This window comes from Actinomyces vulturis, assembly GCF_001687305.1.
Classification (GTDB): Bacteria; Actinomycetota; Actinomycetes; order Actinomycetales; family Actinomycetaceae; genus Actinomyces; species Actinomyces vulturis.
The window spans coordinates 393,016-409,376 of the sequence record NZ_KV700385.1 but is presented as its reverse complement, the minus strand read 5'-3'; the positions used below and the strand labels follow the sequence as shown (position 1 = coordinate 409,376).

General features: G+C 54.7%; 13 protein-coding genes. 7 read left to right on the top strand and 6 right to left on the bottom strand.

Going from position 1 to position 16,361, the window contains the following annotated elements:
- The first annotated feature begins 7 nt into the window (after nt 1-7).
- Genes A9753_RS01715 through A9753_RS01690 form a run of 6 tightly spaced genes read left to right on the top strand, consistent with a single transcriptional unit; the run spans nt 8 to nt 5,669 of the window.
- Entirely contained in the window at nt 8-1,042 is a 1,035-nt protein-coding gene (locus A9753_RS01715) for an AAA family ATPase (protein ID WP_083090188.1), read from the top strand.
- Nucleotides 1,039-2,028: a DUF58 domain-containing protein gene (locus A9753_RS01710; RefSeq protein WP_067779278.1), complete on the top strand. Its 990-nt coding sequence runs from the start codon at nt 1,039-1,041 to the stop codon at nt 2,026-2,028. The genes A9753_RS01715 and A9753_RS01710 overlap by 4 nt, the downstream gene beginning before the upstream one ends.
- Complete coding sequence (locus A9753_RS01705) at nt 2,028-2,540, top strand: hypothetical protein (protein WP_083090187.1); 513 nt, start codon at nt 2,028-2,030, stop codon at nt 2,538-2,540. Before A9753_RS01710 ends, A9753_RS01705 begins: the two co-directional genes overlap by 1 nt.
- A complete protein-coding gene (locus tag A9753_RS01700) occupies nt 2,537-3,586 on the top strand; it encodes a vWA domain-containing protein (protein WP_067779272.1) in 1,050 nt (349 codons plus the stop codon). Before A9753_RS01705 ends, A9753_RS01700 begins: the two co-directional genes overlap by 4 nt.
- Nucleotides 3,583-4,752 carry a vWA domain-containing protein gene (locus A9753_RS01695; RefSeq protein WP_067779269.1) on the top strand — a complete coding sequence of 390 codons (1,170 nt, stop codon included), beginning with the start codon at nt 3,583-3,585 and terminating at the stop codon, nt 4,750-4,752. Before A9753_RS01700 ends, A9753_RS01695 begins: the two co-directional genes overlap by 4 nt.
- Complete coding sequence (locus A9753_RS01690) at nt 4,752-5,669, top strand: tetratricopeptide repeat protein (protein WP_067779266.1); 918 nt, start codon at nt 4,752-4,754, stop codon at nt 5,667-5,669. Before A9753_RS01695 ends, A9753_RS01690 begins: the two co-directional genes overlap by 1 nt.
- Before the next feature lie 24 nt (nt 5,670-5,693).
- Here the strand turns inward: A9753_RS01690 and A9753_RS01685 are convergent, their stop codons facing one another.
- The 5 genes from A9753_RS01685 to A9753_RS01665 all read right to left on the bottom strand — a co-directional run bounded on the left by A9753_RS01685 (nt 5,694) and on the right by A9753_RS01665 (nt 11,898).
- Nucleotides 5,694-6,434 carry a type 1 glutamine amidotransferase gene (locus tag A9753_RS01685; protein ID WP_083090186.1) on the bottom strand — a complete coding sequence of 247 codons (741 nt, stop codon included), beginning with the start codon at nt 6,432-6,434 and terminating at the stop codon, nt 5,694-5,696.
- A 14-nt stretch (nt 6,435-6,448) separates the two neighbouring features.
- Nucleotides 6,449-7,165, bottom strand: coding sequence for a TetR/AcrR family transcriptional regulator (locus tag A9753_RS01680; RefSeq protein WP_067779260.1), 717 nt, complete (start codon nt 7,163-7,165; stop codon nt 6,449-6,451).
- A 30-nt stretch (nt 7,166-7,195) separates the two neighbouring features.
- Entirely contained in the window at nt 7,196-8,083 is an 888-nt protein-coding gene (locus A9753_RS01675) for an NUDIX domain-containing protein (protein ID WP_067779257.1), read from the bottom strand.
- Nucleotides 8,084-8,196: 113 nt separating this feature from the next.
- A complete protein-coding gene (locus A9753_RS01670; protein ID WP_067779254.1) occupies nt 8,197-9,873 on the bottom strand; it encodes an LPXTG cell wall anchor domain-containing protein in 1,677 nt (558 codons plus the stop codon).
- Between the two features lie 357 nt (nt 9,874-10,230).
- Entirely contained in the window at nt 10,231-11,898 is a 1,668-nt protein-coding gene (locus tag A9753_RS01665) for an amino acid permease (RefSeq protein ID WP_083090185.1), read from the bottom strand.
- A 341-nt stretch (nt 11,899-12,239) separates the two neighbouring features.
- Between A9753_RS01665 and A9753_RS01660 the strand changes: the two genes are divergently transcribed.
- Nucleotides 12,240-13,595 (top strand): chloride channel protein, encoded by a 1,356-nt coding sequence (locus tag A9753_RS01660; protein ID WP_083090184.1) that lies wholly within the window; start codon nt 12,240-12,242, stop codon nt 13,593-13,595.
- A gap of 281 nt (nt 13,596-13,876) precedes the next feature.
- On the opposite strand, the gene A9753_RS01655 is transcribed toward A9753_RS01660, so the two are convergent.
- Entirely contained in the window at nt 13,877-16,111 is a 2,235-nt protein-coding gene (locus A9753_RS01655; protein WP_067779252.1) for a protein-arginine deiminase family protein, read from the bottom strand.
- Nucleotides 16,112-16,361 lie beyond the last annotated feature (250 nt).

The following is a 16,361-nucleotide window of genomic DNA, read 5'->3' as shown; positions in this document are numbered from 1 at the left end:
ACCCTCTATGACTGACTCAGAAGCACCCACGAGTTTTCCTCCTCAGCGTCACACCCGTCAGGATGCCGAACAGATCGACGTGGCTCGTGCATCCGCTTTACTGAGCCGAGTGGGCTCCATCTTTTCCTCACGCGTGGTGGGCCAGGAAATTCTTCGTGTCTCCATGGTCTCTACTCTCTTGGCAGGTGGGCACATCCTTATCGAATCAGTCCCCGGCCTAGCCAAAACCACTGCAGCCCAGACCCTGGCCCAGGCAGTGTCTGGCTCTTTCCACCGCATCCAGTGCACCCCGGATCTCATGCCCAATGACATTGTGGGCACACAAATTTTCAACTATCAGACTGGACAACTATCCACTCAACTTGGTCCTGTCCACGCTAACATCGTGCTTCTGGACGAAATCAATCGTTCTTCTGCCAAAACACAATCCGCCATGCTTGAAGCTATGGCAGAAAAGCAGACGTCTATTGGTGGCGTGGTTTATAAACTTCCTGATCCCTTCATGGTTTTAGCCACTCAGAATCCCATCGAAGAAGAAGGTACTTACGTGCTTCCCGAAGCGCAGATGGACCGCTTTCTGATGAAGGAGGTTATTTCCTACCCCCAGCCTGAGCATGAGGTGGAAATCCTCAACCGTATTTGTACTGGCGTTTTTAATGAACCCGTCTCCGCCAGCCCCATTACCACTGACGACGTGCGCTGGCTTTCCGCTCAAGCGGACCGTGTATATGTCTCCACCGTGATGAAGCAATACATTGTGGCCCTGGTGAATACCACCCGCGGGGGTGGCCCTCGTCCTGTCCCAGGCCTTAAGCAACTTATCCGGGTGGGTGTATCACCTCGTGGTGCTATTGCCCTGATGCGTGTAGCCCAGTCTGTGGCACTCCAAGCTGGACGCACCTTCGTCACTCCTGATGACGTGGCCTACGCTCGTTACGCCGTACTGCGTCACCGTATTGTGCGTACCTACGATGCTATTGCTGATGACATTGCTCCCGAAGCACTGATTGATTCTGTCTTCCAGGCAGTACCGGTTCCGTGAATCCATCACTACCCACTCCGCATAACCAAGGAACTACGGAGGTTCCGCGCCTGAGCGATTCCTATCTCTCTCAGGTTCGGGCTCATGTGAGTCTGCCTGCTCTGCGCCGCGCTCGTGGGATTCTTCCTGGCGCTCACGAATCGCACCTGGTGGGCCGCGGCCATGACTTTGACGAACTCACCGAGTATCGCCCAGGTGACGAGGTTAGCGATATTGACTGGCTTGCCTCCGCTCGTAGCGGTCAGCCTGTCATTAAACGTTTTGTTCGCCAGAGCACTTCCGACATCGTTCTCATTGTTGATACGGGTCAATCCATGGCTGCCGATGCTCCTTCTGGTGAGTCCAAAGCACGCATCGCTGTACTTAGCGCAGCCATCGTGGCCTATGTGGCTCATTCTCGCGGTGATGCGGTAGGCATGGTGGCGGGGGACAGTCAACGCATGGAGAACTTCCCTGTGCGTAGCGGTGATGCCTGGATCAACATGCTCTGCCACCGCATGAACGCGATGATTACTCTTGATGCACCGCCGTCGAACGTGGGAGGCGTTCTTGAACGTGCACGCCGAGTCGTTTCCGGTAGGGCATTGTGCATTCTCATCACCGACGAAACTCATCCGGGTCCTGAAGATATTCAGGGACTCAAACGACTATCGGCCCGCCATGATGTGGCTGTCATCCACTGTGATGACGCTAATCTACTTGATCCTCACCAAGCCGGAGCATGGGCGATGGACATTGATGACGATGTGCCTGAATTTCTCAACTCCAACCAGGACTTGGCGCAGACTATGGCATTGATAGCACAGCAGCGTCGTCTTGAGGTGGACTCAGTGGTTCAGCGCTACGCCCTGGGCAGTGCTCACGTGCGGGGTACACAGACCATCATGACGGATTTGTCTTCGCTATCTGAGCGTCCAACAATGGCCAAGACTCGGCGTCGCTTGGCTGATAATACGCAGCAAGAATCTATGGGAGGTCAGTGCTGATGCATCCCCCCGTTCTCATGCCTGTCTGGCTCATTCTTATTGTGGTGGGCCTGATTATCGCCATGGTGGCTTGGTACGTGTTTGTTTTTACTTGGACTCGGGCTGATAACCGCATCGCTATCGATGACATTCCTCTGGAACCTGCGCAGCGCGCGGTGTGGCTGAGCAAAATCGATGCTTTGCAAGAGCGTGCCATCAATGGAGACATTAGTCTGCGTCAGCTGCACGTCGAACTTGCTGCCGTGATGCGCGGTTACGCTTCCGCCCGCGCGGGGCGTGACTTGTCCTCATGTACTGTGCGTGATCTTCTTGATCAAGCCCGTACCACCGGCCCGCTGAGTATTAGTTCACGACTTCGTGCCGTGCTGTGGGCTGGGCGCCCTCTTGATGAGAACCCATTGGGCCGTGTGGGTGAACTGCTTGCCCTGTTCGAGCAACCCAGTTTTGACCGCGACCCACGTGGTGCCATCACCACCTCCTGTTCTATGGCCCGGGAGGTGATACACCGATGATGTATCCCTGGATACTTGTCCTCGTTGCTCTTGCTATTTCGGTGACTACTTTGGTGGTCTTGCTTTCGCACAAGACTTCCGTCTCCTCCTCTCATCTTGATCGACGCCGAGTGGCTCATACCCGTGATCTGCTCGCTTCCTTGCAAGTCAAGACTGTAGTGCGCCGCAGGCGCGTGGTGATGGCGGTCTTGAGCCTCATGGCTGCCTTGAGTGTAATGATGGCTGGCGTTATTGCTGCGCGTCCGGTCAAGATTTCTACTGCTTCGACGGCTCTTTCCAGTCGAGACATTGTGCTGTGCATGGACGTCTCGACTTCGATGATCGCTATTGACGAGAAGGTTTTGGGTGCTTACCGCTCACTGTTGGATTCCTTCCATGGAGAACGTGTGGCACTTGTTGTATGGAACTCCACGGCGCAAACCGTGGTGCCTTTGACTGACGATTACGACTTGTTAAGAAAAGAACTTGGCACCATCGAAGATGCCTTGAGTTTTGACCCTTACCGCGCCACCTATCAGGACAAAATTAACTATGACAAGACTTTTGCCGGAACACTAGACTCCTCGGTCTATGGTTCTTCCCTTGCCGGCGATGGTTTAGCTGCTTGCACGATGCTCTTTGATCATCAGGCCACTGACCGCTCACGCTCCATCATCCTGTCTACTGATAACGTGGTTATGGATCCCTACGACGTGCAACTGGTTAGCCTCGAAGCAGCTGCCGATGAAGCCTCCAAACGCGACATACGCTTGTATGCCCTTTACGGTTATGACCCAGCCAGCGCCGATGATGCTGGCGGACCGGATGGTCTGCAACGAGCCAAAGATGAACTCCTTGAGGTGATTCGCTCCCACGACGGCATGTTCTACAACCTCGAAGACCCTGATGTTGCCCACACCATTGTTGATGACGTGAATGCTGACCAGGCTGAAGAACTTGGTGTAGATGAAGAATCTATCCGTGACGATGACCCCACCAGTGCTGTGGTCCTTCTTGCCCTGTCCGTGGCTGTCCTTCTGGGACTCGGGGCGGTGATCCGCTCATGATCCACCTCAATCCGATTTTCTCGTGGTGGATTGTCATCCTCTGGTTACTCGGAGGAAGCCTCCTCTTGCTGTGGTGGTGGCTTCGACTGGGTGGAATCGCACGCATCGGTCGGCGCTCCACTGGGCGGAAGGGAATGCGCAGTTTTCTACCGCGCAGAAGCCAATCAGTACGCCAATCGTCTGCTGATAGTTCAGGGCGAGTCAACCATGCTTCGGTTCGTCGAGCCCCCTACCGCCGAACCGCAATCCGTCGCATTCTTATGGTTCTGGTTGTGGGTCTCATGCTCGCGGGTCCTAGTGTGCCGGTCGAAGGGAAAACGGCGATCAGCACCGTGGATGTGTTCTTCGTTGTGGACCGCACGGGGTCCATGTCCGCTACTGACGGACCTGATGGCGACATGCGCCTGCAACAGGTGCGTCAGGATATGCACGCCATTCTCGATTACTACCCAGATGCTCGCTTTAGCGTTATCTCCCTGGACTCCCAGGGGCGCCGCGATATCCCGCTCACCCAAGATCGCTACAGCGTAGAAACCTGGGTCGATGCCTTGGTTCCTGAGGTGACAGAACGTTCCCAAGGCTCATCCCTCGACCGCGTTCTTCCCGTACTGACTGAATGGCTCGAACAAGCACAAGTTGATGATCCGCAAGATGTTCGCGTGTTCTACATCCTCAGCGATGGCGAACCCACCGATGATGGAACCGGAAGCCAACAAGCCTCCGAATCAGGCACCTCATGGAGCGGACTCGAGCAGTACATCACCGCAGGAGCTGTGCTCGGCTACGGCACCATCGAAGGTGCCACCATGCACGAATTCCGTTCCACGGACACCCTTGATTCCATGAGCAAGAACCCTCTGATCATGGACCCTGAGACGGGTAAGCCTGCCGTCTCGCGAGCAAACTTCACGATTCTAAGCAGTATTGCCGAAGATCTCGATGTACCGCTCGTTGAGCGCTCAGCCGGCGGCGATGAGGCGCAATTCACCAGCGGACTTGATGTCCACGGTGAAATTTCCGACGCCAAAAAAAATGTCCGAATTGACCACATCGTGGTGTGGCCACTGGCCTACGTGATGATCGGCCTTGGATTGTGGGAGTTGGCGTGGAGCGTGAAACAGTCCGGGGTGCTGCGCCGGTTCGCCCAGTATGGAAGGAGGAAGTAATGGCAAAGAAAAAGGTTCCCTCTCAGATTCCTTTGGCCAATGCTGATGCTTCTCAGCATGATCTCCTTCCTCCCACTGGTTCCTTCTCCGTAGCACCTTCTGAGGGTGAAGATCCTCGCCTCAAGGCCATACGTTTAGCTCGCCGGAAGAGTCTTCTGCTGTGGTCCACCCCGATTGTTTTCCTTGTCCTGCTGTTTACGGTGTGGCTCGGCGCAGTTAACGTGTTGACGTTCATGGGACGTCACCAAGCTATTGACGGTGATCACCACAAGTCTGCCGGCTACTTCGATGAAGTAGCTGACATTAATCCCATTCTTGAGCAGTGGCGCGTGCACTTTAATCAGGGCACGATGCAGGCCATCCTGGGCAATAACGAGGATGCCGAACGTTACCTGCGCCAAGCACTCCATGAAGCCCCCGGCGCTGACATGGTTGCCACCGATGACGGCGAGGTAAAAAACCCTTACTCACCTGAGTGCATGATTCGCGGCAACCTTCTGGCCGTTGTGGTTTCACAAGGCACTATCGATCTCGAGAGCGATGAGGGTATCGATCAAGCCCTCGAACTTCTCGACGGATGCCCGCTTCCGCAGAGTTCGGATGATGAAGAATCCTCAGACGAATCATCCCCGCAGCCCTCTGATGGCAGTACCTCTGGCTCGCAGGATGATGAGGAATCCGATAGTGAATCCTCACCTAGCCCGGATCCGCAGCAGTCGCCCTCACCTGATCCGAATGCCTCGCCCACGTCCTCTTCTCAGAGCGACGCCGACCAGTCACCGTCTCCCAGTCCCTCACCGTCTCCGGATCCCAATGACCCCATGGAGAAATTGCGTAAGCGCAATGAGGAAGCCAACGGGAATACGAACGGTGATCGGGAATCGTCAGTGAGTGGCGATAACGGGAAACGCTGGTAACGCGCGCACTGTCAAGGCTGAGAGTTACAAATGAGTGAGCGTGGTCAGCAATGTTGTTCCAAAAGCTGTATTGCACGGAGCAGACGCTTGCGCCTGGGTGTGAAGATTCATGGCCAATGCACTGTAGTCAGCAACGTCTCGTCCTTGGCGTTCACAATCTTCCGTGAACCATCGATAGGTGGTGTTCGCATCTGCTTCCGGATGATGCTGGCAAGCAACGAATGACCCCTGGCGCCACAGGTGAATGGGGCATGTTGCTGAGGAGGCGAGAAGAGTGGCTTGCGCTGGAAGGTGGACCACGGCGTCGTGATGAGAAACAGCGACGTTCCACAGAACGTGGTTGGCGTGAGCGGCTTGCTGAGCGGCTGCGCAGGCAGGTCCCACATAGGGGTCGTCTAGTGCTGCATGAGTGAGGGTGAGTGATGTCAGGCCCTCTTCACCCATACCCTCAGCAGGAACCTCGGTGGTGCCGCCGAATGCTTCAGCGCCAATTTGTGCGCCCAAACAAATGCCGAGTATCGGATGGTTATTCTCCACAGCCTCAACAATGAGAGCGCGAAGCGGTGCCATCCACGGCAGGTCGGAATGGGCACTCATTGTGCCACCCAAAATAACGATTGGGCCGCGGCAGTCTGACAATGATGGGACGCTCTGAGCGTTTGACAGCGCGGTGATGGAATAGGACAGGCCTATCTTTTCAATCCACGATGGAATTAATCCTGCATCAACTGTGGGGTCAGGTTGAAGAATCTTCACCACGCTCATGTGTACTCACGGTCTTAGTGCGCCACGGGGCAGCGTAAGGCAGAGCGCTGTTCGCTAATGCCTTGGGCGCGGTAGGCCTCATGAATCATCGATTGTGGCATGGTCGAATGGTCAACAGCGGGCACATCGTGGTCAGAGATCTCAGCCCCCACTGCACGGAGGACATAAGTGTCAAGCATGCGTAAGTACATGGCCCGTTCGTGAATCTGTGTGGGAACAGTGTTACCGCCTAAGACGGTGGCCTGGATGAGGTTCACTAGGGTGTCAACGTTTTGGTCAGGAATCTGTTTGGCATCTATAGCGTCTTTGAGGATCGCACGTAGAAGGTCCGCGATCCTGCCGCCGTGTGATCGTAAGTGCCCAGCAGTATCGCGGGAAACAGACTCGCTCAGGCGTACATGAGCGGGGAAATGGAAGCGAGGGGTCATCAGTGCTTGCTCACGCACGTACACGCGTAGGCGATCTACGGGATCCTCAATGCCTTGGAGTGCATTGGCTAAGGTCGTGGCGTAACGCTGGGTTTCATCATCAATGAAGGCCAAGAGAAGGTCTTCTTTATCTGCCACGTGGTTATAGACGGCGGTACGGCCCACTCCGGCTCGGGCAGCAACATCAGAGAGTGTGATCTTGTCGAAACTCCGCTCGCTCAACAGGCTCGCTAAGGCATGGAAAAGTGCGGTGCGAGTGCGTTGGCGATGTTCAGCCAGATTGTTTCCAGAGATTTTGGGCATGAGACCACCCTACAACCATCATGACGAATTTCAAAGATTCGTCATGATGTATTCGACGATTGGATAGTCCGGTTCCAACCAATTCACAGACAGGGCCTCTGAGATAGGTAACCAGCGCAGTTCACTGTGAGAAGTCCACTCAGGATTCGTAATGGCGTCTGAATTGTTGTGATGATGATGAGTTTGATGGATGGAAAGTGTGGGGGTGAGGGGTGTGGTTGTCTGGGAAGGGATCTTAGGGGAGGAGAGGGACAATGAGGTGATGGCGGCAGCCCTGCTTGGCGTCTTGGCGATATGAGTGGGGGCGCTGAGTGATGGTGAGGTGAGGGGCAACGTGGTAGGGGATGGTGGGATCAGGGAGGCGGAGTGGCAAAGCCAGACAAACATCCGCAGATTATTGATTAGCGGCCACGCGCCGTCAGGTGTGTGTGGCGCTTTGATCCAGCGTCCCATGGTGACAGTCAGGGAGAGTTCTTCCATGAGTTCACGGCAAAGAGCCTTGGCGGGGCTTTCTCCGTGCTCAACTTTTCCGCCGGGGAACTCGTAACGGCCTGCGAGATGTTCAGGGTAAGAGCGGCGAGCAGCAATGAGGTGTGTGGGAGTGTCGAGGCTGTCAACGAGGCAAGCACCTACGACGTAGCGAGCATCGTCAAGGAACGTTGACGGGCGCTCAAGAGGATGCTTGATGGGCTGCTCGGGAAAGAGATTAACGAGTTTGTCAGTGTGATGATTGGTGACGTGTTGAGTGGGTTTTGTGGCGGGCGCTTGAAGGGGGCGCTTAGTGGAATTTCCGGTGGAGTGCTCTGCCGGATTTTTCGTGGACTGCTCAGGGTGCAGCGGGGCTTTGAGGTTGGACACGTGGCCAGCGTAGTCGCGATAAGTAAGGTGGTGCAGATGAGGTTGGGGTGGGGGCCGCATCCGCGGCCCCCACCCCAACGAATCTATGCTTCATCGCATTGGGTGAAGCATGACGCTCTTACCCCTCACGCAAGAGCGCATGTCTGTTATGTGCCGGTGTGAAAAGTAACCGTTTAGTTCTGCGCTTTGCGGCGGCTGACCATTAGTGCGGTGCCACCAACAATGGCTGCACCGGCAATCAGTGCCAATGCGCCGTCAGCACCAGTCTGAGCAAGGGCGCCGCGCTGCTGGGAGGAACTCTTGGGCTGCGAAACTGACTGAGTGTCATCTTTCTCAGAGGGAGTGCCTGCAGAGGTGGTTGAGGTTTTGCTGGTTGCTTCAGTGGTGGGGGTTGATGGAGCTGAGGGGCTCGTGGTGCTCTCATCGCCAGGTTGTTCGGGTGCTACGGGAGCGGGAGCGGGCTCAGGGGTGGGGCTGGGGCTGATGTTTGTACCCTCGTCCTCGTCGCCGTGATGATCGTTATCGCCTTCATCGCCATGGTTGTCGGCGTCAACGATGTAAATCATTCCCTTGGTGCCTTCCGCGAGGACGGAATTGTCAGAGGGAGTAATTCCGGGAGTTTCGCGAATGAACGCATCAAAGGAGGCAACGCGAGGACGGAAATCGCCGTGGTGGGGCTGCAAGGTGGTGGTCACTTCAATGGTGAGGACTAATTCCTCGCCAGCATTGAGGTCGATAAGGCCGTCATAGGCGTTACCGAAACGTGCAATACCGAAGTTCAAGCCTGTTGAGGGGGCGTCTTCGGCTTCGTCGTGATCATCGTGGGTAGCCCCATCGTGGTCATGGTGGTCCCCGTCGTGATCGTGTCCGTGGCCATGCTCGTGGTCGTGGTCGTGGTCACTTACGGGAATTTCTTCGTCGCGGCCATCAACCCAGGCGGGGCACTGTGCGGTAGAGGAATCGGCGCAACGGACCGAGTATCGGGTGCTTCCGTCAACTTCGGGTAGCACTAAATAGACGCCAGAAACATGGGCATCATGGATGTCTTTGTCGCTCTTATTTGCATAAGTAACGGTGTAAGTCCGCTTATCGCCGGAGTGGATGTCTTTGACGTCTTGGGTGACAGCAGTGGCTAACTCGGCGATTTGAGTGGGCTTGACTTCAGAAGGGTCAGGGGCGCCGGTGCCATTGACTGTGGTGTTGAGGACCATGCCGTTAGGGTCCAGCTGCTGTGCTGCTAGTTGCGGGTCGGCTTCAAGGTAAGAAGCATCGACGCCGGAAAGAAAGAAACTCTGTTTGCCTGGCTGGGTAAAGGTGCCATGGATCTCCAGATCCCACCCGGCATATTCACGCAAGGTGTACGGGGAAATCATGATCTGTTGGTAAGTGGTGCCCGCAATTTCGAAACCTTCACCGTTTTTGAGAGTTTCTGTGGGGTGGTTACTGCAGGCTTTACCTTCACCTAGACCTAAACGGTCATTGCATTGCCAGGTAATGGAATCAATGGTGATTCCTGGAGTGACACCAAAGACCACCATTCCAGAAGCGAGGTATTCCTTTTGTTCGGATTCGTGAACAGCATCAGGATTATCTAGATCAACGTCGTGGTTCTCGTAGATTTCAGCGGCTATGGTGAAATCGCTGCCAGTGGCTGCATATTCCGGGGCTCCGCCTAGATGCATGTTAGCGGTCCAACGGTCATCGTTGGAGATGATGCGCGTTCCTGCGCCGTCATCGTTGGGGCCAACGTTGACGGCGTGAGCGGCGACGGGGCTCAACGTGAGAAAAGCGGTTGCAGCGATGGCTGCAAGGCGCTTTCCTGTGGTCAAGACGTGAGGTGAACGTGCCATGGGCACACTCCTGACTGTGTCCTAGTGGTGGAGGGCGACGGCATCATCGTGGCGTGATGCTCGCTTATGATAATCATTCTCACCGTAGCATGGGAATCATTCTCAATTCAAATAGCGAACTCTTGCACCGCAACTCTTCTCATGCGTATTGCCTACGGCCACGATGAGGTGATGTGTCGCTATCAGTGACAAGACAGATGAAGGGGCTTTATGTGCTCTTTCATGACGCGAAGTTCTTGCATATACGCTCCTTCCCCCTCCCACGATTTTCCTGCTCCCAATCTCGATGAGGTAGTGAGTGTGACAGTGAAAGCAGAAGATCATGGTGGGAGAAAGCGAGCAGGGAGCCGTGCATTATTAGAAACGTAAATGAGCTTCCCGGGAAAGATCGGCAGCCTCAGGCTTAACTCGCTTGGACCCAGTCACTAATTTATGAATGCCCCACATTCCCAGGAATACGGGCAACCCAATATAGGACATGGCGATTCCAGTGAAATTCGCGTGAATAATCGCTTCGTAGTTTTGCCCAAGCACTACAATGACGCACAGCAGTAGGGCAAGTAATGGGCCGAAGGGGAACCAGCGTGCAGCGAATGGCAACTCATTCACATGGTGGCCCTGGGCAATGAAGGCACGGCGGAAGTTGTAATGCGACCAGGCGATACCTAGCCAGGCAATGAATCCGGACAAGCCAGAAATATTTACTAGCCACTCGTAAGCCTTACCGTCACCAATGAGGGACGTGGCGAAGCAGGCCAGCCCCACGAACGTTGTTGCCAAGAGTGAATAGACGGGAATACCCCGTGGATTGACGCGACCAAAAATTGCTGGAGCAATTCCTTCGTGGGCCAGCGCATAAAGCATACGAGTTGAGGCGTAAAGGCCAGAGTTACCCGCTGACAAAATCGACGTCAGGATTACTGCATTCATCACGGTGGCTGCAGCAAGAATGCCAGCATTTTTAAACACCATAGTGAAGGGGGAAATGGCAATGGCATCAACGTCTGAGGCTAAAAGGTTTGGGTCGGTGTAGGGGATGAGAAAGCCGATTACCGCAATTGCACCTACATAAAACAGCATGATTCGGTAGAAAACCGTGTGAATTGCGCGAGGAATGTCCTTCTCAGGATTTTTTGACTCGCCTGCAGCGACTCCAACTAATTCGGTTCCTTGGAAACTGAACCCTGCGATCATGAAGACTGCGAGAATACCTGCGCCACCGTTGACGAAAGGAGCATCGCCTGTAGTCCAGTTGCTAAACCCAGGGGAGTGACCACCAAGAATTCCTACGATCATGGCGACACCAACGATTAAGAATACGATCACCGTGACAACCTTGATGGCTGCGAACCAGAACTCACCTTCTCCAAAGGCACGCGCAGAGAGGTAGTTCAGGGTAAAAAGAATTGTGAGGAACAGGGCGGACCAGATCCAACTTGGTGTATTTGGTAGCCAGTACTTCATGACCAATGCGGCGGCAACAAGTTCAGCAGCTACCGTAATAGCCCAGTTAAACCAGTAGTTCCAGCCGATAGCAAAACCAAAAGAGGGGGAGACGAATCGGCTGGCATATGTCTGAAAAGAACCTGCTACGGGGATATATGCGGCCATCTCACCTAAAGATTGCATGAGCAGGAAAACCATGCATCCGATTAACGTATAGGCCAGAAGCGCGCCGCCTGGGCCTGCTTGTGAAATTGTTGCACCGGAGGCTACGAATAGGCCTGTTCCGATTGAGCCACCGATTGCAATCATCATGAGATGACGGGCTTTCAGGCCGCGCTGTAACTGATGTTGATGGTGGGCGACAATTGCCTCGTAGTCACCTGAGTGTGAGGGTGTGACATTGTCGGATTGATCTGAACTCAACGCTCCGCTCTTCTTGTTCGCGATGATGGCACCACCTTGTGCATCTGCTGAGTTATTGCGGGGGGAAGGCGTAGTAGTAAGCGGTGAATGATGCTCAGAAGGTAGTTGTGCGTAAATCTCAGGGCGCTGTTCGCGCGGTGTGCGTTGCCTAGACATGATCACCTTTCTTGACGCAGTGTTGTCTCGATGTGCGCGCATTACTGCGCGACGGAAGATGGGACTGCATTGTCCACATCACCTTGTTAGGGTGTGCGAGTCTAGGTGTCGTCGCGGAGTGGACGTGGTAGTCCCTCAATATGAGAACGGTGTCACGTTCTGGCTGATCTCGCAGCTGGAAAAAACTTAAAGATGGCAGATGTCCTGAAAATTAAGCAAGTATTGATCGACGATCATGCTTGCGATCAATAACGTCGGTAAGATTCTTTACTGGTGCGTCGATTAATATGCTGACAACGGTAAGCGGTGGACGTGCAGATAACGGTGAAAGAAGTAAAGGTATGCAACTGCGATCGCGGTCGTGGCAGCCACTTCATGAAAAACCGCGCGATGGCGCGCGAGCTTTAGTTGAGTTGTCACTGTTTATGGGGGCTGCAGTAGTGATCGGGGCGGTCACCGGCTGTGTCTCTGTCTCGTTTCTTCTCTTGCTGCGCTTTCTCGGAGAACGTCGCGTCCTGGTGATGCAGTGGGCGCATGAAGGGACCTGGGTGCAAGGGATCCTTGTGGTGCTGATCGTAGCTGTGATGGCTGCCCTGGCGGCTGCGATGGTGAAACACTTGTCGCCTGAAGCGGAGGGGAGTGGTATCCCGCGTGTTGAGGCAATTGCTACTCATCACATGGAGCCCGGGCCTGCGCGTATTTTGCCCATTAAATATCTTGGAGGTTTGTTATCGATTGGCGCGGGTTTAGCTCTTGGTCGTGAAGGACCTTCGGTTCAGATGGGCGCCACGATTGCGGGGATTGGCTCAAAAGTTTTTCGACGTCCCCCAGAGGAAATGCGCACCTTGATTGCCGCTGGGGCTGCGGCAGGGCTAGCGACTGCTTTCAACGCGCCGATTGCTGGAGCAATTTTTGTGTTAGAAGAACTTCTCAAGCGATTCGATACAAAAACAACAATGGCGACACTTACGGCTTCCGCTTCTGCATTCGCAGTGGCACAACTATTCGTGGATAGCAACGAGTTATCTGTTGCTCCGCTACGACAGCCACGCCTGGAAGACGCCGCTGGTTACGTTGTTGTGGGCATCGTTGTTGGTCTTTTAGCGGTCGCTTACAACTCTGCGATCATGGGGGCATTACGCTTCGTTGACCGTAGCCGAGTTCCTGTCGAATTACGCGCAGCGTTTATTGGCGGGGTTGTTGCTTTAGTGGGGATGCAGGCTCCTCATCTCATTGGTGGCGGTGAGCCTTTGACGTCACGCATACTTCACGATGATTTTCTACTTTCCGCTATTGTTATCATTCTTGTTTTGCGTTTTGCTTTGGGAGCATTGTCGTACGCTGCCCTAACACCCGGTGGTCTTTTCGCTCCGATGCTCGTAGTGGGGGCATCAGCAGGTTTGATGGTGGGAAAAGTAGGTAATCTTCTCCTGCCGGTGATTTTCGCAGAGCCTGCGGCATTGGCTTTGGCAGGAATGGCTGCATTTTTCGCTGCGTCAGTTCGTGCTCCGGTGACCGGAATTATTTTGGCTACTGAAATGACGGGATCGGTTATATTACTGCCTCCGATGCTTGGTGCCAGCGCTGTGGCAGTGATGGTGGCAATTTTGTGGCGTTGCGAGCCAATTTACGATCAACTGGCTCGCCGTTCTGCTCAAGCTTCAAATGAGTACCATCAGAAGCGTTCTATGCGTTAGATCTTGTTTCTTCACCTGTCGTGTGTTGTGCCTGTAGCGCTTGTCGATGAAATGTTCGGTATTGGCTAATGTTTGCGTATTGAGTACGGCATTAATGACGTTGAATATTGTGGTAAATGCCTGGTAGGGGGCGGCCACCCTACGGGTGGCCGCCCCCTACCACGATGCAGGTCCTTGGTTTTTGTCTAGGGAACTGCTTGGTGCTATTGGCATTTCGCTCTCAATGATGAGGCGCTGAATTGTGGCTGTCACGATTGAGATGTCTATGCCGGTGTGGGTCCTTACTTGAGGTAGTAGGCCACGGGGGTGCGTAGCATGTTGGTTCCGCAGTGCAGTTCGCCGCCATGAACGTAGAGAGTTCGGTATGTGTCTACGTAGATGACGTTCATTCCTGCCTGGGCGAATGCGGCGTCAACTGCTTCCTTGAAGAGATCTTTCCCCTCGATCACCGGGCCAAATTGCATGGGCGCTAGGTAGGTGTTCTTGTTGATTACTACGCCGTTGACAGCATTGGGGACAAAGTCAGCGGCATAGGTTTTTGCGGAGAGGTCGACGCCGTTGGGGTCATCGTCATCGATTTCGGCACGATAGAACACAGGCACGCGAATGATGTCAGCGTCGGTGATACCGAGTTCATTTTTGAGTACTTCGATGTTGGAGTTGATGATGCGTTCGGCGTTGAGGTTGACCCAGTCGGCGTTTCCGTCGGCTAGGGCGATGTCAATGGTGGTGCCTACGGCACCGTCGTGACTCATTAACTGTTCGCCGCCGTGTCCTTCGGCTTGGAGTTTCTTGTAGATGTTTAGGCCGGCTTCGGGTGAACTGACCACGAGTTTCCAGCCGAGTTCAGTGTCTGCGGGAATGGTGGTGATCATTTCGTCGATATGGCCTACGGACAGGAATGAAGTATCCAGATAGATGGGATCCTGGGCGCCCTGGTAGGTGAAGAAGTCCGAGATGGTCTGGGACGGTTTGTGGGGTTCTTCTTCGTCAGCATCTTCGGGAATGTTGTCCGGGGTGCGGTATCCGAGTAAGACGCGTCCGGCGGGATAGCCTGGCATGGGCGGCAGAGCTTCAATGTTGCCGGCGGAGTCAAGCGTGTAAGCGCTCTGTTGCTGACCAATATCGAGTACGGCCACCCCTGCGCCGCGTAGGCCGTAGAGAGCTTGGTAGATGGAGGTTTTGTCTGTGGCGTCGGGGGCTTGATCGGGGAAGGCTGGGTCAGAGAAGACGCCGCGGACCTGGTCAGTTTTTAGCATTACTCGCATCATGTGGATGCCATCGGTTGATGGCATAGCCTGGTACATGGGTTCGAAGGAGTCTTGTACCCATACTTCGCGAGAGGCTCCGAAGAGTTGTGTTTCGAAGCCGTTTTTCTCTGCGATCTGTTTGAGGTTGGTGGCGAGTTGTCCGGAGAAGTAGCCACTGTTTTGTGTCAGTGTGAGTAGGGTTTCTGCGGTTTGTAGGTGGTTCTGGGTCAGTAGGGGTGCCTGGCGTAGGGTAGCGACACTAGAACCTGCTGCATCGCCGTCGGTCACGGTGAGAGTGACGGTTACAGTACCGTTCCACTGATTGTCCTTGACCACATCGGTGCCCTCAAGGCGGAGGTTGAGTCCAGCCTTGAGTTCAGTGGCAGTGACGGTGCCTTGTTCGTTAAGGGCGGTCCACTCGCCATTGCGCTCGATGAAGATGCGAACCTTGCTCTTGGAATTTGCGTCAACGGTGACTGTCCCGGCTGCGGAGTCACTGAGGTTAGGCATGGGTGCGGATGCAAGGGGGGCCATGTCGGCGAGATCTGCGTCCCCGTTGACTACGTCATCGGCCGCGTCGTAGCAGGTACGTAGGTCTTCAAGTTCGAGAGGCTGGCCTTCGTTATTGGTCATGGGGCAGGCCTGGGCTGAATCGTCCAGGTTGGCCAGGAAAACGGCACCGCTTTCGATAGTTGCCGGTGCAGTTTCTGTATCTGCTCCGCTGATGGGATCGGCTACGCCGTCACGGTTGGTGTCCGCCACCAGGACAACGGTGGAGTTCAGCGGCTTGGGGGCGGGAACTCCAGGGGTGGTGCCGTTATCGCCATCGCCAGGTTGGCCGGGGTTGGCCGGATCGCTGGGCTCAGGTGCGCTAGTGGGCTGAGTAGGAGTGGGCTCGCTTGGTTTAGGAGTTTTAGTTTCGGGCTGTGAGGGTGCGGGCTTGGCTGCATCCTGGCTGCTGGGCTTGGTTGCCTTGCTGTCCGGGTCGAGTGAGGCCACGTAGTGGTAGCCCTCGGGGCACTGCTTGGCGGCATTCGCCCGTGCATCAGTGACGGGTGCAAAACCCACGCCAATAAGTGCAAGCGCTAAGCCAAGGCCAATGGCACTCTTCTTAGAACGGTGTAGAGCAACGAGTCCCACGCCCACTGTCAGGAGTAGGAGGACAATGATGGCAATGATTTGGGTTGCTGTGCCCGTATTGCTCAAGTTGGGTACGCAGTATGGAGGTACAGGGGAGTCCTGTGGTGCGGAGAGAAAATTAAACATGATAAAGACTCTCATTATCCGGAGTGGTCGCCGCAAGTATATTCGTGAATGCCGATAAATGGGAGAGGGGAATTTAATGAAGTAATAAGAGCGTTTACACCGAGGAAGAAGCCTAGGCAGTGAGAATGCTGAATCTGAGGAATGGCAAGCACTGAGAATGTGACAAAAACGCGCTTAAGAACAATCGAGAAGGTTTGAGTCGCAAGCGCGCGGTGGTCAATAACGCTAAGAACACGCAGTCAGAGGGGCA